The 23985-nt window shown below is 67.0% G+C and carries 9 protein-coding genes (1 of these 9 cut by a window edge); 5 read left to right on the top strand and 4 right to left on the bottom strand.

Annotated elements, in window-relative coordinates; genetic code table 11:
* Positions 1 to 69: 69 nt before the first annotated feature.
* On the top strand, positions 70 to 1641 hold the full coding sequence (locus tag ACVWZ5_RS11925; RefSeq protein ID WP_457340628.1) for a TerC family protein: 1572 nt from the start codon (positions 70 to 72) through the stop codon (positions 1639 to 1641).
* On the opposite strand, the gene rarD is transcribed toward ACVWZ5_RS11925, so the two are convergent.
* A complete protein-coding gene (rarD, locus tag ACVWZ5_RS11920; protein ID WP_336198079.1) occupies positions 1604 to 2491 on the bottom strand; it encodes an EamA family transporter RarD in 888 nt (295 codons plus the stop codon). The two genes, ACVWZ5_RS11925 and rarD, sit on opposite strands and share 38 nt — an antisense overlap.
* Positions 2492 to 2525: 34 nt before the next feature.
* On the bottom strand, positions 2526 to 4121 hold the full coding sequence (locus ACVWZ5_RS11915) for an EAL domain-containing protein (RefSeq protein WP_186599803.1): 1596 nt from the start codon (positions 4119 to 4121) through the stop codon (positions 2526 to 2528).
* Between the two features lie 314 nt (positions 4122 to 4435).
* Between ACVWZ5_RS11915 and hppD the strand changes: the two genes are divergently transcribed.
* Positions 4436 to 5512 carry a 4-hydroxyphenylpyruvate dioxygenase gene (gene hppD / locus ACVWZ5_RS11910; RefSeq protein WP_062574205.1) on the top strand — a complete coding sequence of 359 codons (1077 nt, stop codon included), beginning with the start codon at positions 4436 to 4438 and terminating at the stop codon, positions 5510 to 5512.
* Positions 5513 to 5605: 93 nt separating this feature from the next.
* On the opposite strand, the gene ACVWZ5_RS11905 is transcribed toward hppD, so the two are convergent.
* The gene (locus ACVWZ5_RS11905; RefSeq protein WP_343580170.1) at positions 5606 to 6292 is read right to left on the bottom strand and encodes a DJ-1/PfpI family protein; all 687 of its coding nucleotides are present in this window, start codon (positions 6290 to 6292) and stop codon (positions 5606 to 5608) included.
* Between the two features lie 145 nt (positions 6293 to 6437).
* Between ACVWZ5_RS11905 and ACVWZ5_RS11900 the strand changes: the two genes are divergently transcribed.
* Both ACVWZ5_RS11900 and ACVWZ5_RS11895 read left to right on the top strand, forming a co-directional pair.
* The gene (locus ACVWZ5_RS11900) at positions 6438 to 6887 is read left to right on the top strand and encodes a nucleoside deaminase (protein ID WP_062574203.1); all 450 of its coding nucleotides are present in this window, start codon (positions 6438 to 6440) and stop codon (positions 6885 to 6887) included.
* A 67-nt stretch (positions 6888 to 6954) separates the two neighbouring features.
* Positions 6955 to 8940 (top strand): hybrid sensor histidine kinase/response regulator, encoded by a 1986-nt coding sequence (locus ACVWZ5_RS11895; protein WP_186599802.1) that lies wholly within the window; start codon positions 6955 to 6957, stop codon positions 8938 to 8940.
* A gap of 8 nt (positions 8941 to 8948) precedes the next feature.
* On the opposite strand, the gene ACVWZ5_RS11890 is transcribed toward ACVWZ5_RS11895, so the two are convergent.
* Complete coding sequence (locus ACVWZ5_RS11890; protein WP_062574202.1) at positions 8949 to 10004, bottom strand: HEAT repeat domain-containing protein; 1056 nt, start codon at positions 10002 to 10004, stop codon at positions 8949 to 8951.
* Positions 10005 to 10212: 208 nt separating this feature from the next.
* On the opposite strand from ACVWZ5_RS11890, the gene ACVWZ5_RS11885 reads away from it, so the two are divergent.
* On the top strand, positions 10213 to 23985 hold the 5' portion of the coding sequence (locus ACVWZ5_RS11885) for a non-ribosomal peptide synthase/polyketide synthase (RefSeq protein ID WP_457340627.1). The gene runs 11682 nt beyond the window's last position; the window shows 13773 of its 25455 coding nt (coding positions 1-13773); it begins with the start codon at positions 10213 to 10215; its stop codon lies off the right edge, out of view.

The following is a 23985-nucleotide window of genomic DNA, read 5'->3' as shown; positions in this document are numbered from 1 at the left end:
CCCCAGTCCCTGGCCATCCCGGCCTTCCTTCCCCCGTCCTTGTGACGCCGCCCTCGTGAGTACCCACTAATGGAATGGCTAGCCGACCCCACGGCCTGGCTGGGCCTGTTGACGCTTATCGTCCTCGAACTGGTGCTGGGTATCGACAACCTGGTGTTCATCGCCATCCTCGCCGACAAACTGCCACCCCATCAGCGCGATCGCGCCCGGGTGATCGGCCTGTCGTTGGCGCTGATCATGCGCCTGGGCCTGTTGGCCAGCATCTCGTGGATGGTGACCCTCACCGCGCCGCTGATCGACGTGTTCGGCAAGACCTTCTCCGGCCGTGACCTGATCATGCTGTTCGGTGGTGTGTTCCTGTTGTTCAAGGCCACCATGGAGCTGCACGAGCGTCTGGAGGGCCATGTCGCCCAGAGCGGCGGCGTTACCCGTCACGCGGCGTTCTGGCCGATCGTCGCGCAGATCGTGGTGCTCGACGCGGTGTTCTCGCTGGACGCGGTGATCACCGCCGTGGGCATGGTCGAGCAGTTGTCGGTGATGATGATCGCGGTGATCTTCTCCATCGGTATCATGATCGTCGCCAGCAAGCCGCTGACCCGCTTCGTCAACGAACACCCGACAGTGATCATGCTGTGCCTGGGCTTCCTGATGATGATCGGCTTCAGCCTGACTGCCGAGGGCCTGGGCTTCCATATCCCGAAAGGCTACCTGTACGCGGCCATCGGCTTCTCGCTGCTGATCGAGCTGTTCAACCAGCTGGCCCGTGCTCGCCGCAAGCGCAGCCTGCATCAGCACCGGCCATTGCGTGAGCGCACGGCCCACGCGGTGCTGCGCCTGATGGGCGGACGCCGGGTAGAAGCCGACGAGGTGGGCGAGGAGATCGCCGACCTGGTGGCCGGTGGCGACGAGCAGGTGGTGTTCGATCGCCGTGAGCGGGTGATGATCAGCGGTGTGCTCAACCTGGCCGAGCGGCCGATCCGCACGGTGATGACGGTGCGGGCCAAGGTCGATGCCATCGACCTGTCGCAGCCGGCCGAGGCGATCACCCAGATGCTGGTCAACTCGTCCTACTCGCGCCTGCCGCTGATTCGCGACGGGCGCATCGAGGAACCGCTGGGCTACGTGCACAAGAAGGAGCTGCTCAAGGAACTGCTGGCCGGCAACCAGCCGGTGCTGGAGCACCTGGCGCGGGCACCGTTGAACCTGCTGGAGAGCTTCAGCATTCTCAACGCCCTGGAGCAGATGCGCGCCCAGTCCACCCACATCGCCTTCGTGGTCAACGAATTCGGTGACTTCACCGGGGTGCTGACCATGACCGACATCCTCGAGTCGATTGCCGGTGAACTGCCGGATGCGAGCGAAGTTGAAGGGCCAGGCGTGGTGGAGGAGGCAGGCGGCTTCGTGGTCAGTGGCGCTCTTAACCTGGCCCAGGTTCAGGCGCGCACCGGCTTCGCCGCCCGCGCCACCGAGGACTACCAGAACCTGGCGGGCCTGGTGATGAGCCTGCTGGACCGCCTGCCGGTGGTGGGCGATCAGCTGGCCTGGAACGGCTGGACCATGACCGTGGTGGCGGTGGAGGAGCGTCGGGTGCGCCAGGTACGTCTTACACCGAACGCCGACGCTGACGCAGCAGGTGCTTGATGCCTTCGAGCACCAGCACCAGCACGGCGGCCCAGATCGGCAGGTAGGTCAGCCACTGGTCGGGGCCGATGGTCTCGCCCAGCAGCAGGGCCACGCCCACCAGCAGCACCGGCTCGACGTAGCTGAGCAGGCCGAACAGGCTGAACGGCAACAGGCGGCTGGCCAGCACGTAGGCGATCAGGGCGCAGGCGCTGATCGCCCCGAGCAGCGGGATAAGCCCGTACAGGCCCGGGTGCTCGGCCAGGTCCGCCGCCGACAGCGGGCCCTGGATCACGAAGTACAGGGCCCAGGGCAGCAGCAGGCACATGTCGCACCACAGCCCGCCCAGGTGGTCGGTGCGGCAGCGCCGTCTGAGGACGAAGTAGATCGGGTAGCCGATCATCACCAGCAGGGTTTCCCAGGCGAAGCTGCCGTGCTGGTAGAGCTCGTGGCCAACCCCCAGCGTGGCAAAGCCCACCGCGACCTTCTGCAGGCGCGACAGGCGTTCGCCATACACCAGCCGTCCGGTCAGCACCATGGCCAGCGGCAGCAGGAAATACCCCATCGACACTTCCAGGCTGCGCCCGTGCAGGGGCGCCCAGAGGAACAGCCACAATTGCACGCCCATCAGCCACGAGGTGCCGACCATGCCGAGCAGCAGCAGCGGTGTGCGCCGCACCCGACCGAGCAACTCACCGACCCGATTCCAGTCCTTCGAGACCAGCATGAACAGCGTCAGGCAGGGCAGGGTCAGGAGGGTCCGCCAGCCAAAGATCTCCTCGCCGTCCAGGGGCTTGAGGAAGGAGGTATAGAAGTACATCACGGCGAACAGACAGGACGCCATGACCGACGAAAGAATGCCTTTTGACACGAATGCCTCGGAAAACGGGAAGTGAGCGGGTGGATCAGCCGCGCATGATCTCAGGGGCGTTGCCCGGCGGCAACTGCGGGCTGCCCGGCCGGGCGGCCAGGGCCAGCAGCAGTTCGCCGGCGGGCATCGGTCGGGCGAACAGGTAGCCCTGCTGGAAATCCACCCCGTGGCGTGCCAGGTAGTCGCGCTGCACCTCGGTCTCCACGCCTTCGGCGACGATCCCCAGGCCCAGCTTGGCCGAGAGCTCGATGATGGTGTCGAGGATGTGCTGGGACAGGGCGTCGCCGCCGATCATGGCGACGAAGCTCTGGTCGATCTTCAGGTAGTCGACCTGGAACTGGCGCAGGTAGTTGAGGCTGGACTGGCCTGTGCCGAAGTCGTCCAGGGCGATCATCACCCCCATGGCGTGCAGCCGCTCGAACAGTTCCAGGGTCACTGGGGTCGGCTCGATCAGCTTGCGTTCGGTCAACTCCAGAGTCAGCACTACGCGCCCGGGGGGGAAGTGCTGGAGGAAAGTCTGGCAGTCGTCGAGCAGGCCCAGGTCGCGACAATGGTCGGCGGTAATATTGATGCCAATGTGAAATCCATCCTCAAGCAGGGCCGCATGCGGGGCCAGGGCCTGGGCCGTGTGCAGCATCAAAGAGCGGGTCATGGCGACGATCTGGCCGCTATGCTCAGCGTAGGGAATGAACAGGTCCGGCCGCACCAGTCCTTCACGGGGGTGCTGCCAGCGCATCAGTACCTCTACACCGGCCCAGCGGTAGTCACCCTTGCGCACCACCGGCTGGAAATACGGCACGAACTCGTCGGCGTCCAGGGCACGGTCCAACTCGCCACGGGATGAGCTGGCGCGGCGGATCTGCCAGCGGCAGGCCGCTCCGGCGGCCACGCCCAGCACCAGCAACAGGCTCAGCAGGGCGGGGTAGCGCGAGCGCATCAACGCGGCCTGCTTGCCTTCTTCGTAGCCGGCGTGCACATCGAACGGATAACGGGTGGACGCATACTGCGTGGCGGCGGAGGCAGCGCGCGGTGGCTTGCCGTCATGAACCTGGCCATCGCTGCCCATCCAGTGATTGCCGACATGCACCTTCACCAGGTTGTCGGCGCCGATCAGGTGGAGCGCGGTGAGCAGATGGCGGCCATCCACCGTGGTGATCGCGCCCCGGTCGCCACGGCCTTCCTGGCTGATCCGATAGACCAGCAGGGCATGTCCCGGGGTGACCGAGTTGCCGTTCATCAGCCATAGCTGGCCATTGGTATAGTCCTTGGCATTCACCGGCTCGTCGAAGTCGCCGTACAGCGAGGTGCAGTACAGCCGATCATGATCGAACAGGTTGGTCGAACGCACGAAGGCGTTGCGCGTCACCTCGATGCGCAGTGCCAGTTGCACCTGGTCACAGGGCAGGCCCGCCTTGGGCAGAAGCTCATGGGCGGCGGTGGACAGGCTGTCGAGGATCTCCTCGACATGGATGCCCACTTCGCGGGCCGTGGCCAGGCTGCTGGCTTGCAGTTCCTGTTCCGTCTGCCAGCGCATCACCACCAGCCCGCACAGCAGCGGCAGCACGCCGATGCCCCAGGGCAGCAGGGCGCGCCAGCTCCAGCGGGCGGGGCGTTTGGCGGTCAGGGGCATGTGCGGGTGAACCTTCTGCGAGGCGACAAGATGCTGTTGAGAATAGCCGTTTGTCGGAACAATCCGCGAACTAAAGCGCGACAAACAAATTTACGCCCTGTAGAATCGATTTACGAATACAACAATAAGGTTCTCCGCCTCCCGGGGAATCAAGCCCGCCGAGAATGGGTCCATATGACATACCATGGGTTCAAGCTGATCATTGGTGACTTCCTGGCCCGCAGCGTGCGCGGGATCCCTTGCTCACCACCACGCCATTTCCACATCCAAAGCCTGTAATCAACCGTTTTTCGCTTATAGATGAGGACACCCACATGGCAGATATCTTCGACAACCCGATGGGCCTGGAAGGCTTCGAATTCATCGAGCTCGCTTCGCCGACCCCCGGCGTGCTGGAGCCGGTTTTCCAGATTCTCGGTTTCACCAAGGTGGCCAGCCACCGCTCCAAGGATGTGCACCTGTATCGTCAGGGCGGCATCAACCTGATCCTGAACAACGAGCCCAAGAGCATCGCCTCGTATTTCGCCGCCGAGCATGGCCCATCGGTATGCGGCATGGCCTTCCGCGTGCGTAACGCCCATGAAGCCTACGCCCGTGCCCTGGAGCTGGGCGCCCAGCCGGTGGAAATCGAAACCGGCCCAATGGAACTGCGTCTGCCGGCGATCAAGGGGATCGGTGGCGCGCCGCTGTACCTGATCGACCGCTACGAGGAAGGCAGCTCGATCTACGACATCGACTTCAAGTTCATCGAAGGCGTGGACCGCAACCCGGTCGGCGCGGGCCTGAAGATCATCGACCACCTGACCCACAACGTCTATCGCGGGCGCATGGCCTACTGGGCCAACTTCTATGAAAAGCTGTTCAACTTCCGCGAGATCCGCTACTTCGACATCAAGGGTGAGTACACCGGCCTGACCTCCAAGGCGATGACCGCGCCGGACGGCATGATCCGCATTCCGCTCAACGAAGAGTCGTCCAAGGGCGCAGGTCAGATCGAAGAGTTCCTGATGCAGTTCAACGGCGAAGGCATCCAGCACGTGGCTTTCCTCACCGACGACCTGCTCAAGACCTGGGATGCGCTCAAGGGCCTGGGCATGCGCTTCATGACCCCACCGCCGCAGACCTACTACGAGATGCTCGAGGAGCGTCTGCCAGGGCACGGCGAGCCGGTCGACCAGTTGCAGGCCCGCGGCATCCTGCTCGATGGCGCCTCCGAGCCAGGCGACAAGCGTCTGCTGCTGCAGATCTTCTCGGAAACCCTGCTGGGACCGGTGTTCTTCGAGTTCATCCAGCGCAAGGGTGACGACGGCTTCGGTGAGGGCAACTTCAAGGCGTTGTTCGAGTCGATCGAGCGTGACCAGGTGCGTCGCGGCGTGCTGAGCGTCGATTAACGCGCTTCGGCTGCAAGACCCGCCGCGGGGGATGCCCGCTCCCACACCGTCATGGCGTGGGAGCGGGCATCCCCCGCGATGCTTTTGTGGCGGCTAGCGGTTGCGCAAGTAGCGAATGAGCGCCTCGGCCACGTCGGCGGTGGATGCAGGATTCTGCCCGGTGATCAGGCTGCCATCCTCCACCACGAAGGGGGCCCAGGGATCGTCCGCCTTGCTGTACTCACCGCCACGGGCGCCCAGCTCGTTTTCGGTCAGGAACGGCACCACCTCGTCCAGTTCCGCCAGTTTCTCCTCGGTGTTGGAGAAACCGGTCACCCTGCGCCCTTTGAGCAGCAGACTGTTGTCGCTGAGCTTGATATTGAGCAGACCGACCACGCCATGGCAGACCGCAGCGACCGCACCGCCGCGCTCATGGATGCGCCGTGCGAGTTCTTGCAGCGGCTGGTTGTCGGGGAAGTCCCACATCACGCCGTGCCCACCGGTGTAGTAAATCGCGCTGTACTGTTCGGCTTTCACCTGGCCGGGGCTCAGTGTGACGCCCAAACGGTTCATGAAAGTCTTGTCGTCGTACCACTGCCAGTCCAGCTCCGGCGCCATGCGCAGGCTGTGCGGGTCGATGGGCACGTAGCCGCCCGCCGGGCTGACGTAGTCGACGACAAAGCCCGCCTGCTGCACCTTGTCGACGAAGTGCACGGCCTCGCCCAGCCACAGCCCGGTGGCGCGCGGGATGGAGGGGTACTTGGCAGTATTGGTCAGCACGACCAGGAGCTTCTTGTTCATGTGCGCATGCCCGTCGAATCCATGGGAAAACGGTTGGCCAGCAAGATCGAAAGCCCTATCAGCATAGCCCTCGCCACGCAATGCGCCACGGTGGTTGGCGTTGTGCTAGTCTCCAGCAAAGCCGACGTATTACCGGGGAAAAACCATGGAACAGGACACTTCCGCTTTCCTGCAGGCTGCCATCGAAGAGGCCCGAAAGGGGTTCGAGGAGGGTGGCATCCCGATCGGCTCGGTGCTGGTGCACGACGGCAGGATCATTGGCCGCGGACACAATCGCCGTGTGCAGAATGGCAGCGCCATCCTGCATGGCGAGATGGACGCCCTGGAAAATGCCGGCAGGCAGCCGGCCCGGGTCTACCAGGAGTCTACGCTGTACACCACCTTGTCGCCTTGCGCCATGTGCAGCGGCGCTATCCTGCTGTATGGCATCAAGCATGTGGTCATCGGTGAGAACACTACGTTCATGGGTGAGGAGCAGTTGCTCGGCAGCCGGGGCGTGCGCCTGGAGGTCCACGACGATGAGGCCTGCAAGGGGTTGATGCGCCGGTTCATCGAGGCAAATCCCGAACTGTGGGACGAAGATATTGGCCGCTGACCCACATGTCGCCGGTGGGGATGTCCAGATCATTCACCTGGCACCACCGACGCGAGCTCTGGCTTCGATGGGTGATGTCGTTGGCAGCTTCGATTGGAGCTCGACACCGCTGGGAGCGCTGACATCCTGGCCGCCGGCCCTGCGCGTTGCCGTCGATATGGTGCTGATGTCGCCGTTTCCCTGTGCGCTGGTCTGGGGGCCGGCCCTGACGGTCATACACAATGAGCCCTACCAGACCCTGCTGGGCGGTAGCACTGGCCACCAGGGTTGCGCCTTCGACGCGCTCTGGGCGCATAACTGGCAGGACATGGGCGCGGCAGTGTTCAAGGTGCTCGAGGGGCAGGGCAGCCTGATCGAGGATGCGCCACTGCCGGTCCATCGAGCAGGCCTCATGGTGACGGCCTGGGTGACGGGCTGTTATTCGCCGATCCGTGACGACCAGGGCGAGGTCGCCGGTTTCCTTCACGCCCTGATCGAAACCACCGCCAGTGTGGAGACCGGTCGTGAATGGCGCGAACTGGCCCTTTCCTTCGAGGCGCGCCTGGATCAGTACCTGAGCGATCCTGAACATATCTGGCAGCTGTCACCCGATGTGATGCTGATGCTCGACGCCGACCTGCGCGTGCGCTCGGCCAATCCGGCTTGGCAGCACCTGCTGGGCTGGTGTGAAGCATCGCACGTGAACCTGCCGCTGCCCGAACTGTTTCACCCCGCCGATCGTACCGAAGCGCAACTGGCGTTGACGGCACTTTTGCAGGGGCAGGGCATGACGCCGTTCGACGCACGGCTTCGCCACACCGAAGGCCATTATTGTTGGTTCCGCTGGACGGGTGTCGCCAATGAAGCGCTGCCTGCGCTGGTGGGGCGAGACATCACCGACGACCGCCATGCGGTCCAGCGGCTGGCCGATGCCGCGGTGCGCGACGGCCAGCGCATGGAAAGCGTGGTAAAGGTGGCGGGTGGACTGGCGCACGAAATGAACAACGTGCTGTCCGGTGTCGGTAGCAGCCTGGAGCTGCTCGAACGGCGACTGGCACAGGGGCGGATGGAGCGTGTCGAGGAGTACGTGCAATTGGCTCGGGAATGTGCCCAGCGCGCCATCGGCCTGACCCAGAACCTGCTGGCCTTTGCCCGCAGCCAGCCGTTGTCGCCCAATCCCCTGAACATCAACCGCCTGCTGCAGGAGGCGGAACCGATGTTGCGTCAGACCCTCGGCGCCAAGATGCACCTGGATTGGCAGTTGGACGTCGCGCCCTGGTTGTTGCAGGTCGATCCTGATCAGTTACGCAACGCCCTCCTGCACCTGTGCAGCAATGCTCGCGATGCCTGCCTGGGCAAGGGTACCGTGACGATCAGGACCTCCAACGAGCGGTTGGCGTTGAATAGCGGGGAGTCGGCCAGCTTGCCGGCAGGTGACTACGTCATGTTGCAGATCGAGGACGATGGCCACGGCATGTCGCGCAATGATGTGGCCAGAGCCTTCGAGCCGTTCTTCACCACCAAGGCACTGGGACAGGGAGCCGGTCTTGGGTTGCCCATGGTGCACGGGTTCGTACACCAGTCGGGGGGGCAGGTGTGGATCGAATCGACCTTGGAAGAGGGGACTCGAGTGGTGCTGATGTTTCCTCGCCATTCGGGACTGGAACCTGAAACCGCCCCCTTGGACGCAGGGCCGTATCAGGCACAGGGCATGCGGTTGCTGTTGGTCGATGACGAACTCAACCTGCGTGGCCTGATGAAGGAGGCCTTGGTTGAGTGCGGCTTCGAGGTGTGCGACGTGGCCGATGCCAATGGCGCGCTGGCCGAGTTCAGGCGGGGCGCTCCGTTCGACCTGGTGATCACCGATATCGGTTTGCCAGGAGGCTTCAGTGGGCGCCAGGTGGCCAAGGCACTGCGCATGATCAAGCCGGAGCAGAAGATCCTGTTCATCACCGGCTTCACCAGCGACCCGGTCGAGCAGGCATTGCTCGACGAACCGGGCACGGCGTTGATGTTCAAGCCGTTCTCGTTGCAGACGCTGGTCACGCAGGTTCAGCGTATGTTGCAGGCCTGAGGCTGTCGTCAGAGCCCTTGCTGCAGGAACGGGTCGTCCGGGTTCTGCCGCTCCAGCTCGGCCAGCAGGACCTGGACATTCTGCAATTGGCCGGTTTCCTTCCAGTACTCGATCAGCAACACCCGAGCCCGGCGGTTGGCCGGCTGGCGACTGAGCACGGTCTCCAGCTGCTTCTGCGCGGCGTCCACCTGCTCTAGCTGGTGCAGGGTGACGGCCAGGGTGTAGCGATAGTCGCTGTTTTCCGGCTCCAGTTCGACCGCGCGTGCCAGGGCGAGCAGGGCGTATTCCTGTTGCTCGTGGCGGGTCAGCCACAGCCCCAGTTCATATTGCAGGAACGCCGAGTCCGGGCGCAGCGCCAGGGCCTTGGCCAGCACTTCGCGGGAGGCGTCGTGACGGCCTTGCTGTTCCAGCAGGCGTACCTGGGTGGCCAGTGCTTCCAGGCCTTCGGGAGCCACCGCCAGGCTGCGCTGCAGGGCCCTGGTGGCGGCGTCGTAGGCTTGCTCGTGCATGTACAGCCGGGCCAGGTGAACCTGCGCCGCGGCGTCGTCGGGCTGTTGTTCCAGGGTCTGCTCGTACTGCTCCAGGGCGTCCTGCAAGGGCCCGAAGTACAGACCGATGGCGTCGGGGTCGAGGCCGAGCAGGGCATCGACCGCGGCGAAGCGTACGCTTTGCTCGTCATCTTCCAGGAGCGGGCCCAGCACCAGGCTGCGCTGGGCGGCAGGCAGCAGGCGGTGGATGCTGGCGATGGCGGCACGCCGAACCAGCGGGTCGGCGTGTTCCAAGTCCTGCTGGGCCAGCTTCAGTGCTAGTGGCGACGGATAGTTGGGCAGTTCGGCATACAGCGCGGCGCGTCGGATCGGTGGCAGGTCGTCGCGTTGCAATTGCTGGTAGAGCACCCTGGCGGCGCCCGGCAGGCCGTCATGGGCTTGGCGCAGCGCCTTGCTGTAGCTGTGCGCCGGCAGGCTGGGCGCCGCAGGCTGCTGGTCACGCCACAGATAGCCGACCGCGATGGGCAGTATCAGCACAAGCAGCAGGGCGATCAGGAGAAGGTGGCGTCGTTGCATCGGGCGGTCCGTGGGGGCGGTACGGCAGAGCTTGGGGCAGGCGCGGGGTAATTGCAATGTTCGGCCGGCGCCTGATCCTCCTGGCGGCGCGCATCGCCGGCCGGACATCCAGGGCGCCGTATTGTCCCCCCTTCCCATGTCAGCCCGCCTCCCCACGATCCATTAGCGTTCCGAGCATTTCCGACTGGCTAAAGCAGGATGCTTACCAATGCTCTTCAGCGAACTCATGGCAGCGCTCTCCACCCGTGCGATCCGACTCCAGCGCGAGGAGGCCGACCTGATCGTCGAAGGCGATGAAGACACGCTCGATGACGCCCTGTGGGACGCGTTGGCGGCCCACAAGCCGGCGCTCTTGCAGATGCTTGCCGGCCTGGATCACGGCTGGTTGAGCCCGGCGTTGCGCATCACGCCCGAGATGCTGCCCCTGGCCGGGCTCGACCAGGCGGCTATCGACCGCATTGTCGCCACGGTACCCGGCGGCGCGGCCAACCTGCAGGACATCTACCCGCTGGCGCCGCTGCAGGAGGGCATGCTCTACCACCACCTCACGGCGGCCGACGGCGACCCCTATGTGCTGCAGGCGCAACTGCGCTTCGCCAGCCCCAAGCGCCTGCAGGCGTTCGCCGAGGCGCTCGACTGGGTAATCCAGCGCCATGACATCCTGCGCACGGCGCTGGCCTGGGAATGCCTGGACCAGCCGCTGCAGGTGGTGTGGCGCAAGGCGCCGCTGGTCTGCGAGGCCGTCGAGCTGAACGGCGACGCAGATGTGCTGGGCCGGTTGCGAGAACGCTTCGACACTCATCGCTACCGCATGGACCTGGGCCAGGCGCCGCTACTGCGCCTGGTGCATGCCCAGGCCCGCGACGGCGAGGTACTGGCCTTGCTGCTGTTCCATCACACCGTCATGGATCACACCGGGCTGGATATCGTGCGCCGCGAGATCCAGGCCTACCTGGCGGGTGAGGGCAAGCGACTGCCGGCCCCGGTGCCGTTCCGCGACCTGCTGGCCAGAAGTCGGCAGGCCCAGGATGAACAGGCCCATGAGGCCTTCTTCGGCGCCATGCTCGCCGATATCGACGAGCCGACCCTGGCCTTCGGTATCCAGGAGGTGGCCGGCCAGGCCATGGAGGAAGCCAGGCTGACCCTGACTTCCAGCCTCAGCCGGCGCCTGCGGGCCCAGGCACGGCTGCTCGGCGTGAGCCCGGCGAGCATCATGCACCTGGGGCTGGCGCGCCTGCTTGGGGCGCTGTCCGGACGCGAGTCGGTGGTGTTCGGCAGTGTGCTGCTCGGGCGCATGGCGGCGGGCGAGGGCGGCGAACAGGCCCTGGGGATGTTCATCAATACCTTGCCGCTGCGCGTCGACCTGCGCGGGCAGGGTGTGCGTGAGGCGCTGCTGGTCACCCATCGACAACTGACGGCGTTGCTCGGCCATGAGCAGGCGCCCCTGGCCCTGGCCCAGCGCTGCAGCGGCGTGGTGGCGCCGACGCCGCTGTTCAACAGCATGCTCAACTACCGCCACAGTGCGGCGGGCGATGCGGCCGAGGTGATCGCGGTGGCGCCGGGCATCGATGTGGTGGGGGCCGAGGAGCGCACCAACTACCCCTTGAACCTGGCCGTCGACGACCTCGGCGAGGACCTGCGCCTGACGGTCCAAGCCCTTGCCGAGTGGGGCGCAGAGCGCTTGTGTGGGCAGTTGCGGCAGGTATTTGAAGGGGTGGTGGAAGCGCTCGAACAGCAGCCCGAGCGGCCATTGCTGGACCTGCCGGTGCTGACCGTCGAGGAACGCCATCACCTGCTGGTGGACTGCAATGACACGGCGGTCGACCATGACCTGGACCTGCCGCTGCACGCCCTGTTCGAACACCAGGCGCAACTGCGCCCCGACGCCGTCGCGGTGGATGCCGATGGCGAGCGACTGAGCTATCGGCAACTCGACGAGCAGGCCAACCGCCTGGCCCACCATTTGGTCGAACTCGGGGTCAAGCCCGACGACCGGGTGGCGATCTGCGTCGAACGCAGCGTTTCGATGGTGGTTGGCCTGCTGGCCATCCTCAAGGCCGGTGGCGCCTACGTGCCGCTCGACCCGGGTTACCCGGCCGGGCGTATCCGTCATATGCTCGAAGACAGCGCGCCATTGGCGGTGCTGGTCCACAGCGCTACCCGCGAGGTACCGGGCGAGGTGGCGGTGCCACGGGTCGACCTCGACCAGCCGACCTGGGAAGCCTTGCCGGCCACCTGCCCACGGGTGGCCGGGCTCACCCCACGGCACCTGGCCTATGTGATCTACACCTCTGGCTCCACCGGCATGCCAAAGGGGGTGATGGTCGAGCACCGCAGCGTGGTCAACCTGGTGCGCTGGGCCGCGGGGCTGTGCCCGACCCGCGCCGACGGCGCGCTGCTGCACAAGACGCCGATCAGTTTCGACGCCTCGGTGTGGGAGCTGTTCTGGCCGCTGGGCAGCGGGTTGCGTCTGGTGCTGGCGCGACCGGATGGCCAGCGCGACGCGGATTATGTCGCACGGGAGATCGTCGAACGGCAGGTCAGCGTGGTGCAGTTCGTGCCGGCGCTGTTGCAGCAGTTCGTCGAGCAGGCGCGCAGCGCGCAGTGCGCCAGCCTGACCGATATCGTCTGCGGTGGCGGTGAGCTGACCGAATCCCTGGCACGCCAGGTGCGCGAGCGCTTGCCTCAGGTGCGCCTGCACAACGTCTACGGACCCACCGAAACCACGGTCGACTGCACCGTCTTCACCCTGGAGCCAGGACAACCTGTGCCCCACGGCGCGCTGCCGATCGGCCGGCCCATCGACAATACCCGCCTGTACGTCCTGGACGACGCCGACCAGCCACTGCCGTGGGGCGTGGCCGGGCACCTGCACATCAGTGGCGCGGGGGTGGCGCGGGGCTATCTGGGCCTGGCAGGGCAGCAGGCCGGGCGCTTTATCGACAGTCCGTTCGTCAAGGGTGAGCGCCTGTACCGCAGCGGTGACCTGGTGCGTCAGCGCGCGGACGGGAGCCTTGCGTTCCTTGGCCGTAACGACCACCAGATCAAGCTGCGCGGCCTGCGCATCGAACCGGGCGAGATCGAGGCCTGCCTGAACCGCCTGCCTGGCGTGCGCGAGGCGCTGGTGCTGGTTCACGAGCATCCGCACAGCGGCCCACGCCTGGTGGCCTACCACAGCGGTCGGGCCCAGGTCGCGCAAGACCTGCGTGAGCATCTGCTGGGCCAATTGCCCGAGTACATGGTGCCGGCGCTGTTCATTCACCTCGAGGCCATGCCGTTGACGCCCAATGGCAAGGTCGACCGCAAGGCCCTGCCGGCGCCCGAAGCACCGATGCGGCAGTACCAGGCTCCCGAGGGGCCGGTCGAGACCGCCCTGGCGGCGATCTGGACGGATCTGCTCGGTGTCGAGGCGGTGGGGCGTGACGACAACTTCTTTGAATTGGGCGGCCATTCGCTGCTGGCGGTGCGTCTGGTCGAACGCATGCGCCAGCAGGCGCTGCAAGCCGATGTGCGGGTGCTGTTCAGCCAGCCCACACTGGCGGCGCTGGCGGCGTCGGTGGGTGCTCGGGCGACTGTCGCCGTGCCGGCCAACCGCATCCCCGTCGATTGCACGCGGATCACTCCGGACATGCTGCCCCTGGCCAGTCTCGACCAGGACGCCATCGATGCGCTGGTGCGCCAGATCCCCGGCGGCGTGGAAAATGTCCAGGACATCTACGGCCTGGCGCCGTTGCAGCAGGGCATTCTCTACCATCACCTGGCCAGCGAAGGCGCCGACCCCTACGTGGTGCAGGCGCGTTTCGCCTTTGCCGGCCAGGCCGAGCTGGACGCGTTCGTTGCGGCGCTGAACCAGGTCATCGCCCGCCACGATATCCTGCGCACCAGCCTGCACTGGCAGGGCCTGGACGAGGCGGTGCAGGTGGTCTGGCGCGAGGCGCCGCTGGTGCCGAGCCCGGCGCTGGAGACACTGCGGCTCGACCTGGGGCAGGCGCCACTGTTGCGCCTGAGCAGCCAGGTCCAGGCCGGTCGCCTGGAGGCGACCCTGCTGCTGCACCATATCCTCCTCGACCACACTGCCGTGGAGCAGCTGGTGGCCGAGATCGGTGCCTTGCTGCAAGGGCAGACGGCGCTGCCGGACAGCGTGCCGTACCGCAACTACGTTGCCCAGGCGCGCCTGGGCGTCGACCCGCAGGCCGACGAGGCGCTGTTCCGCGAGCTGCTGGGCGATATCGACGAACCGACCGAGGTGTTCGGTTTGCGCGAGGCCCAGGTCGATACGGGCCTGGTCAGTGAAAGCCGCCAGCCGCTGGAGCCGGAACTGGGGGCTCGTCTGCGTGGCCAGGCCAGGGCGCTCGGGGTCAGCGTCGCCAGCCTGGTGCACCAGGCCTGGGGCCAGGTGCTGGCGCAGTTGTCCGGCCGCGAGGACGTGGTGTTCGGCACCGTGCTGCTTGGTCGCCTGCTGGGCGGCGAGGGCGCCGACCGGGCGCTGGGCATGTTCATCAATACCTTGCCGCTGAGGGTCAGCGTGGGGGCTGCGGGCGTAGCCGACGGGGTGCGCCTGACCCATCAGCGCCTGGCGCGCCTGCTGGCGCACGAACAGGCGTCCCTGGCCCTGGCCCAGCGTTGCAGTGGCGTACCGGCGTCCCAGGCGCTGTTCACCAGCTTGCTGAACTATCGCCACAGTGCCGGTAAACCGGCCGAGGGGCCAGCCTGGGACGGGATCGAACTGCTGAGCGCGCAAGAGCGCAGCAACTATCCGCTGGTGGTCAGTGTCGACGATTACGGTAATGACTTCAGACTGACGGTGCAGGCCGTGGCCCCCGTGGACGGTGGCCGGGTCTGCCAGCTGCTGCGCATGGCGCTGTTGCAACTGGTCACGGCGTTGGAACAGACGCCGAGGAGCGCGCTGAACAGCCTCCATCGCGTGCCGGAAGCAGAGCGCGAACGCGTGCTGCGGCAGTTCAACGCCACGGCGCGTGAATATCCGCGTGAACTGGCCGTGCACCGATTGTTCGAGGCCCAGGCCGTGAATTCGCCGGATGCGCTGGCGGTGGTCCAGGGTCAGCGTCGATGGACCTTCGCCCAGCTCGAGGCCCAGGCCAATCGCCTGGCCTATTTCCTGCTCGAACAGGGCGTGCGGGCTGGCGATCGGGTAGCCTTGCTGCTGCCACGTTCGTTCGACCTGCTGGCGGCCCAGCTGGCGGTGAGCAAATGCGCGGCGGTGTTCGTGCCGCTGGACGGCAACGCCCCGGCCGAGCGCCAGGCGTTCATGGTGGCCGACAGCCAGGCGCGACTGCTGTTGACCCACAGCGACCAGCCGCAAGTGGAGGGCGCGCGCCGGGTCGAACTCGACCGCCTCGACCTGAGCGGTTACGCCGATGCGCCATTGGGCCTGGCGGTGGACGCCGGCAGCGCGGCGTACATCATGTACACCTCCGGCTCCACCGGTACACCGAAAGGCGTGCCGGTGCCGCACCGGGCCATCGTGCGCCTGGTGATCAACAACGGCTTTGCCGATTTCAACAGCCAGGACCGCGTGGCCTTCGCCTCCAACCCGGCGTTCGACGCCAGCACCCTGGAAGTCTGGGCGCCACTGCTCAACGGCGGCGCGGTGGTGGTGATCGACCAGGACACGGTGCTGTCGCGCCAGGGCCTGCGCGAAGTGCTGCTGGAGCAGGGCGTCACCGTGCTGTGGCTGACCGCCGGCCTGTTCCATCAGTTCGCCGACGACCTGCTGCCTGCGTTCCGAGCGCTTCGCTACCTGATGGTCGGTGGCGATGTGCTGGACCCGGCGGTGATCGCCCGGGTACTGCGCGATGGCGCGCCGCACCACCTGCTCAATGGCTACGGCCCGACCGAGGCCACTACTTTCAGCACCACCCACGAAATCACCGCGGTGGGCGAGGGCAGCATCCCGATTGGCAAGCCGATCGGCAACAGCCGCTGCTATGTGCTCGATGCCCGCCAGCAACTGCTGCCAGTGGGCGCGGTGGGCGAGTTGTATATCGCCGGTGACGGCGTGGCCCTGGGCTACCTGGGCCAGCCGGAACTGACGGCTGAGCGCTTCCTGCCCGATCCGTTCAACGGCGGCACGATGTACCGCAGCGGCGACCTGGTGAGCTGGCAGGCCGACGGTACCCTGCGTTACCTGGGCCGCGCCGACCAGCAGGTCAAGCTGCGTGGCTTCCGTATCGAGCTGGGCGAGATCGAGGCGCGCCTGGGCGAGTGCCCGGGGGTTCGCGATGCCGCCGTGATCGTGCGGGAGGACGCGCCGGGCGACAAGCGCCTGGTCGCTTACTTCACCGGCCAGGTGCCGACCATCGGCGAGCTGCATGAGCGTCTGCAAGGCGTGCTGCCGGACTACATGCTGCCATCGGCCTACGTGCGCCTGGACGCGTTGCCGCTGACCGCCAACGGCAAGCTCGACCGCCGCGCCTTGCCCAAGCCGGGCAGTGAGGCGCTGGTCAGCCGTGCCTTCGAGGCGCCGCAAGGTGAGATCGAAACCGCGCTGGCTGCGATCTGGGCCGAGGTGCTCAAGGTCGAACAGATCGGCCGCCATGACCACTTCTTCGAGCTGGGCGGCCACTCGCTGCTGGCGGTGAGCCTGATCGAGCGCATGCGCAAGGCCGGGCTGGATGCCGATGTGCGCGTGCTGTTCGCCCAGCCGACCCTGGCCGCGTTGGCGGCTGCTGTCGGCTCCGGGCGGGAAGTGGCAGTGCCCGAGAACCGTGTGCCGCAAGGCGCGATGCAGATCACGCCGGACATGCTCAGCCTGATCGATCTGGACCAGGCCAGCATCGACCGTATCGTCGCCACCGTGCCGGGTGGTGCGGCCAACGTCCAGGAAATCTACCCGCTGGCGCCGTTGCAATCGGGCATTCTCTACCACCACCTCAGCGCCGAGCAGGGCGACCCGTACCTGCTGCAGTCGCGCATGGCCTTCGACAGCCTGGAGCGGCTGCGTACCTGGGCCGAGGCCTTGCAACAGGTCATCGACCGCCACGACATCCTGCGTACCTCGGTGGTCTGGGAGGGACTGGAGCAACCGGTGCAGGTGGTCTGGCGCGAGGCCGGCCTGGCGGTCAGCGAGGTTACCGGCCTGGGCGAAGAGGCGGTGATCGAGCAATTGCAGGCCCGTTTCGATGCCCGTCAGCAGCGTCTGGACCTGACCCGGGCGCCCTTGCTGCGCCTGGTCTATGCCGAAGATCCGCGCCAGGGCGAGTGGGTAGCCCTGTTGCAGTTCCACCACCTGACCCTCGACCACGCCGCCATGGCCGTGGTCGGCGAGGAGATGCAGGCGCTGCTGGACGGGCGTGGCGTTGCACTGCCCGCCGCGGTGCCGTATCGCAACTATGTCGCCCAGGTTTGCCTGGGCGATGATCAGACCGGCCACGAGGCGTTCTTCCGCGCGCAACTGGGTGATATCGACGAACCTACCCTGCCGTATGGCCTGGCCGATGTGCAGGGCGACGGCGGGCGGGTCGAACATGCCGCGCTGATGCTGCCGGCCACCCTGGCCCATGGCTTGCGTGAGCAAGCGCGGCAGCGCGGCGTCAGCGCCGCCAGCCTGGTGCACCTGGCCTGGGCTCGCGTGGTGGGCGTGCTGGCGGGGCGCGGTGACGTGGTGTTCGGCACCGTGCTGATGGGCCGCCTGCAAGCGGGCGAGGGTGCCGACCGGGCCCTGGGCATGTTCATCAATACCCTGCCATTGCGGGTGGACACCGCGTTGCCGGTTGACCAGGCACTGCGTGTCACCCACCAGCGGCTGTCGGCGCTGCTCGGTCACGAGCACGCCCCCCTGGCGCTGGCCCAGCGTTGCAGCGGCGTGGCCGCTTCGGCGCCATTGTTCAGTGCCTTGCTCAACTACCGTCACAGTACCGAGGGTGTCGCTCGCGACGGTGAGGGCATCTGGCAGGGCGTGCGCCTGCTGGGTGGCGAGGAGCGCAGCAACTACCCGCTGACCCTGAGCGTCGACGACCTGGGTGAGGGCTTCGGCTTGAGCGTGCTGGCCGCCGAAGGGCTGCCGGCAGCGCAGATCGGCGGCTGGATGGTCAATACCCTCGGCCGATTGGTGCAGGCCCTGCAGCAGTGCCCGGGGCAAGTGGTCGAAGCCTTGCCGATGCTGGATGACGAAGCTTCGCGCCAGGTGCTGGAGGACTTCAACGCCACAGCCGAGGCCTATCCGCAAGGTCAGACCGTGCACGCGCTGGTCGAGGCCCAAGCGCCTGAAGCATTGGCCGTTGTACAGGGTGAGCTGAGTCTGAGCTACGGCGAGCTCAACCAGCGTGCCAACCGCCTGGCTCATCACCTGATCGAGCGTGGCGTGGTCCTGGGCGACCGTGTGGCGCTGTGCCTGGAACGTGGTCCGCAACGGATGGTGGCGATGCTGGCCGTGCTCAAGGCCGGCGCGGCGTATGTGCCGGTCGATCCCGGCTATCCGGCGCAGCGGATTGCCTATTTGCTCAGCGACAGCGCGCCAGCGCTGGTGCTGGTCGAGTCGGCCACCGAAGCATTGGTAGGGGATGCAGCCAAACTCAGGCTGGATGGCGATGACTGGCTCGACCAGGCGGCCAGCAATCCCGTCGTCGCTGGGCTGGACGCGCATCAGTTGGCCTATGTCATCTACACCTCCGGTTCCACCGGCCAGCCCAAGGGGGTGATGGTCGAGCACCGCACCCTGGCCAACCTGATCCACTGGCATTGCCAGGCGTTCGCGCTAGGCGAGGGCAGCCATACCTCCAGCGTCGCCGGCTTCGGCTTCGACGCCATGGCCTGGGAAGCCTGGCCGGCCCTGTGCGCCGGGGCGGTGCTGCACCTGCCGCCGGCGTCCATCGGCGGCGAGCATGTCGATGAACTGCTCGACTGGTGGCTGGAGCAGCCGCTGCACGTGAGCTTCCTGCCGACACCGGTCGCCGAGCAGGCACTGCGCCGCGAACGCCAGCACCCGACCCTGCGCACGTTGCTGGTCGGCGGCGATCGCCTGCGCCAGTTCGACCGTGATCCGGGCTTTGCGCTGGTCAACAACTATGGCCCGACCGAGACCACCGTGGTGGCGACGTCGGGGCAACTGCAACCGGGCGGTGCGCTGCATATCGGCAAGCCGACCGCCAACACCCGCGTCTATGTGTTGGATGAGCAGCGCCAGCCTGTACCGGTGGGTGTGATAGGCGAGTTGTACATCGGTGGCGCCCAGGTTGCCCGAGGCTATCTCAATCGCCCTGAACTGACTGCCGAGCGTTTCCTCGACGATCCGTTCAACGGCGGCCGGATGTACCGCACGGGCGATCTGGTGCGCTGGAATGCCGATGGCACGCTGGACTACCAGGGCCGCAATGACGACCAGGTGAAGATCCGTGGCGTGCGGGTCGAACTGGGCGAGATCGAGGCCGCGCTGAAGGCTCAGCCGGGTATCGCGGATGCCGTGGTGCTGGTGCGTGACGAGCGTCTGCTGGCCTGGTTCACCGAAGCTGCCGTGGTCGATCTCGACACCTTGCGCCAAGGCCTGCAAGCCAGCCTTCCGGGCCACTTGATACCGCAAGCCTTCGTCCGCCTGGACGAGTTGCCACTGACCCGCCACGGCAAGCTGGACCGCAAGGCTTTGCCGGAGCCGGCCATACTCGCCGACCAGGCCTACGCCATGCCGGAAGGCCCCGTGGAGACCATTATCGCGGCACTCTGGGCCGAGGTACTGGGTATTGCGCAGGTCGGTCGCCATGACAACTTCTTCGAACTCGGCGGCCACTCGCTGCTCGCGGTGAGCCTCACCGCGCGCCTGCGCCAGGCCGGCCTGCAAGCCGACGTGCGCACTCTGTTCGGTCAGCCGACGGTAGCGGCGCTGGCGGCGACCCTGGGCCATGGCCGCCAGGTCGAGGTGCCGGCCAACCGGATCCCGGCCGGCTGCACCCGGATCACTCCGGACATGCTGCCACTGGTGGAGCTGGAACCGGCCGCCATCGAGCGCATCGTCGCCACGGTGCCGGGCGGTGCGGCCAACGTGCAGGACATCTACCCGCTGGCGCCGTTGCAGGAGGGCATCCTTTACCACCACCTCAGCTCGCCGGAGCACGATCCCTATGTGCTGCAGTCGCGCATGGCGTTCGACAGCCCGGCACGCCTGGAGGCGTTCGCCAGGGCCTTGCGCCAGGCCATCAGCCGTCATGACGTGCTGCGTACCGCGGTGCTCTGGGAAGGTCTGGCGCAACCGTTGCAGGTGGTCTGGCGCGAGGCGCCGCTGCTGGTCGCGCCGCTGGATGGGCAAGACCTGCAACGCCTCGACCTGGCCCGGGCGCCGCTGATCCGCCTGCTGTATAGCGGCGTTACCGGCAGCGAGCGCATCGAGGCGCTATTGCAGTTCCACCATATTGTCCTCGATCACACCGCCCTGGAGATCATCGGCGCTGAGTTGCTGGGCTACTTGCAGGGCAGCGCCGCGCCGGTGCAGGCCCCGGTGCCTTATCGCAACTATGTGGCCCAGGCGCGCCTGGGCGTCAGCCAGGCCGAGCACGAGGCGTTCTTCCGTGCGCAACTGGGCGATATCGACGAGCCGACGCTGCCCTACGGCCTGAGCGATGTGCAGGGCGACGGCCAGGCCATCGAGGAAGCCTGGCTGTGGCTGGACGAAACCCTGGCCGCGCGGCTGCGGCAACAGGCCCGGCAACTGGGCATCAGCCCCGCCAGCCTGTTCCACCTGGCCTTCGCCCGCCTGCTGGCTGCCGTCAGCGGCACCGATCGTGTGGTGTTCGGCACCGTGTTGCTGGGCCGCCTGGAGGCCGGCGAGGGCGCCGAGCGGGCCCTGGGCATGTTCATCAACACCTTGCCGCTACGCCTGGACCTTGCAGGCCTCGACCTGCAGGACGCCGTACGCCTGACCCAGCAGCGCCTGAGTGCCTTGCTGGTGCATGAGCACGCGTCGCTGGCCCTGGCCCAGCGTTGCAGTGGCGTGCCGGCCCCGGCGCCGCTGTTCAGCGCCATGCTCAACTACCGCCATGGCCAGGCGGCGAGCGAAGACCGGCGCCAGGAGTGGCAGGGCATCGAGTTCCTCGATGGCCAGGAGCGCAGCAACTATCCACTGAGTTTGAGCGTGGATGACATGGGGGAAGGCTTCCGTCTGGTGGCGATGACCCCGGCAAGCGTCGGCGCCCAGCGGATCTGCGGGCAAATGCGGCACGTGCTGCAGGGCATGGTGGAAGGTCTGGAGGCTCAGCCACGGCACGCGCTGCTGTCGGTCCCGGTATTGCCGGACGATGAGCGTGGGCATCTGTTGCAGGCCTGTAACGCGACGGCCCAGGCCGGTGATGACGAACAGCCCATCCAGGCATTGTTCGAGCAGCAGGTGGCGCGCGATCCCGAGGCGGTCGCGGTGCAGTCGGAGGAAGGACAACTGAGCTATCGCCAGCTCAACGCCGAGGCCAACCGCCTGGCCCACCACCTGATCGCGCTGGGCGTGCAGCCTGACGACCGGGTGGCGATCTGTGTCGAGCGCGGCCTGTCGCTGGTGGTCGGCCTGCTGGCCATCCTCAAGGCCGGCGGCGCCTATGTGCCGCTGGACCCGGATTACCCGGCAGAACGTATCGGACACATGCTCGCCGACAGCCAGCCGCGAGCGCTGCTGGTGCAGCGAGGCACGCGGACGCTGGTCGGCGAAGCGGCGTTGCCGCAGGTCGATCTCGATCAACCGAGCTGGGCCGGACAGCCGGACAGCGACCCGCGGGTGCCCGGGCTTAACGGCGCGCACCTGGCCTATGTGATCTACACCTCTGGTTCCACCGGCCTGCCCAAGGGGGTGATGGTCGAGCACCGCAACCTGGCCAACCTGGTGCACTGGAGTGCGCGCCGGTTCCCGGCCGGCGGCGCGGTGCTGCACAAGACCCCGGTGAGCTTCGACGCCTCGGTGTGGGAGCTGTTCTGGCCGCTGTGCAGCGGGCTGCGCCTGGTGCTGGCCAAGCCGGATGGCCAGCGCGACCCGCAGTACCTGGCCAGGCTGATCCGCCAGCAGCAGGTCGGCGTGGCGCAATTCGTGCCCGCATTGTTGCAGCAGTTCCTCGACGAGGACGACAGCGCCGCCTGCGCCAGCCTGACCGATATCGTCTGCGGCGGCGGCGAGTTGACCGAGGCCCTGGCCCGGCAGGTTCGCCAGCGTTTGCCGCAAGTGCGCCTGCACAACGTCTACGGCCCCACCGAAACCACGGTCGACTGCAGCGCCTGGACCCTGGAACCCGGGCAGCCGATTCCATCCGGGGCGTTGCCGATCGGCCAACCCATCGACAACACCCGCCTGTACGTCCTCGATGCCCACGACCAGCCGGTACCCTGGGGCGTCGCCGGCCAGCTGCATATCGGCGGCGCCGGGGTGACGCGTGGCTACCTGGGGTTGCCGGAGCAACAGGCCGAACGCTTCATCGCCAGCCCGTTCGTCGAGGGTGAGCGCCTGTACCGCAGCGGCGACCTGGTACGCCAGGCAGCCGATGGCAGCCTGACGTTCCTCGGCCGTACCGACCACCAGATCAAGCTGCGCGGCCTGCGCATCGAGCCGGGCGAGATCGAGGCCTGCCTGAACCGCTCGGCCGGCGTGCGTGAGGCCCTGGTGCTGGTCCAGCGGCATCCACACGGTGGTGATCGCCTGGTCGCCTACCACCGTGGCGAGCCGCAGCCGGCCGACGCGCTGCGCCAGGCATTGCTGGCGCGGTTGCCGGAGTACATGGTGCCGGCGCTGTTCATCCACCTCGACAGCTGGCCGCTGACCCCCAACGGCAAGCTCGACCGCAAGGCGCTGCCGTTGCCGGACCTGCAGGCGCGCCAGTACGAGGCGCCACAGGGCGAGACCGAGGTGCTGCTGGCCGAGATCTGGTCGCAACTGCTGGGCGTGGAGCGGGTAGGGCGACACGACAACTTCTTCGAACTGGGCGGTCACTCGCTGCTGGCCGTTACCTTGACCGCGCGCCTGCGCCAGGCCGGCCTGCAGGTGGATGTACGCACCCTGTTCGGCCAGCCGAGCGTGGCCGCGCTGGCGGCCACCCTGGGCCAGGGCGGCGCGGTGACGGTGCCGGCCAACCGGATCCCGGCGGGCTGCACCCAGATCACCCCGGACATGCTGCCGCTGGTGGAGCTGGAACCGGCCGCCATCGAGCGTATCGCCGCCGCAGTGCCGGGTGGTGCGGCCAATGTCCAGGATATCTACCCCCTGGCGCCGTTGCAGGAGGGCATCCTCTACCTGCACTTGAGCGCCGTGGGCGCCGATCCCTATGCCCTGCGTGCGCGGCTGCGTTTCGACAGCCCGGCGCGTCTGCAGGCGTTCGCCCAGGCCCTGGAGCAAGTCATCGCCCGGCATGACATCCTGCGCACCGCAGTGCTCTGGGACGGTCTGGCGCAACCGGTGCAGGTGGTCTGGCGCCAGGCGCCGCTGCAATTGGCGCCGCTCGACGACATCCACCTGGCGCACCTGGACCTCAGCCAGGCGCCGCTGATCCGCCTGCTGCACCGCACCGAGCCGAGCGGCCAGCGGGTCGAGGCGGTGCTGCAGTTCCACCATATCGTGCTCGACCATATCGCCATGCAGGCGGTGCAGGCCGAACTGCGCAGCTACCTGCTGGGGCAGAGCGAGCCGTTGCCGGCCTCGGTACCGTACCGCAACTATGTGGCCCAGGCGCGCCTTGGCGTCAGCGAGGCCGAGCACGAGGCGTTCTTCCGCGCCCGTCTGGGCGATATCGACGAGCCGAGCCTGCCGTTCGGCCTGCGCGAGGTGCAAGGCGACGGCCAGGCCCTCGATGAGGCCGAGGTAGCGTTCGAGGGTACCCGCTATGGTCGCCTGCGCGACCAGGCTCGACAGCTGGGGGTGAGTACGGCAAGCCTGGTGCACCTGGCCTGGGCCCGCCTGCTGGCGGTGGCCTGCGGCAAGGACCGCGTGGTGTTCGGCACCGTGCTGCTGGGCCGCCTGCAGGGCGGCGAGGGCAGCGAGCGGGCACTGGGCATGTTCATCAACACC

Source organism: Pseudomonas sp. TE6283 (assembly GCF_054060555.1).
The sequence above is the reverse complement of the archived record's forward strand: the minus strand, read 5'-3'. Positions and strand labels throughout refer to the sequence as shown.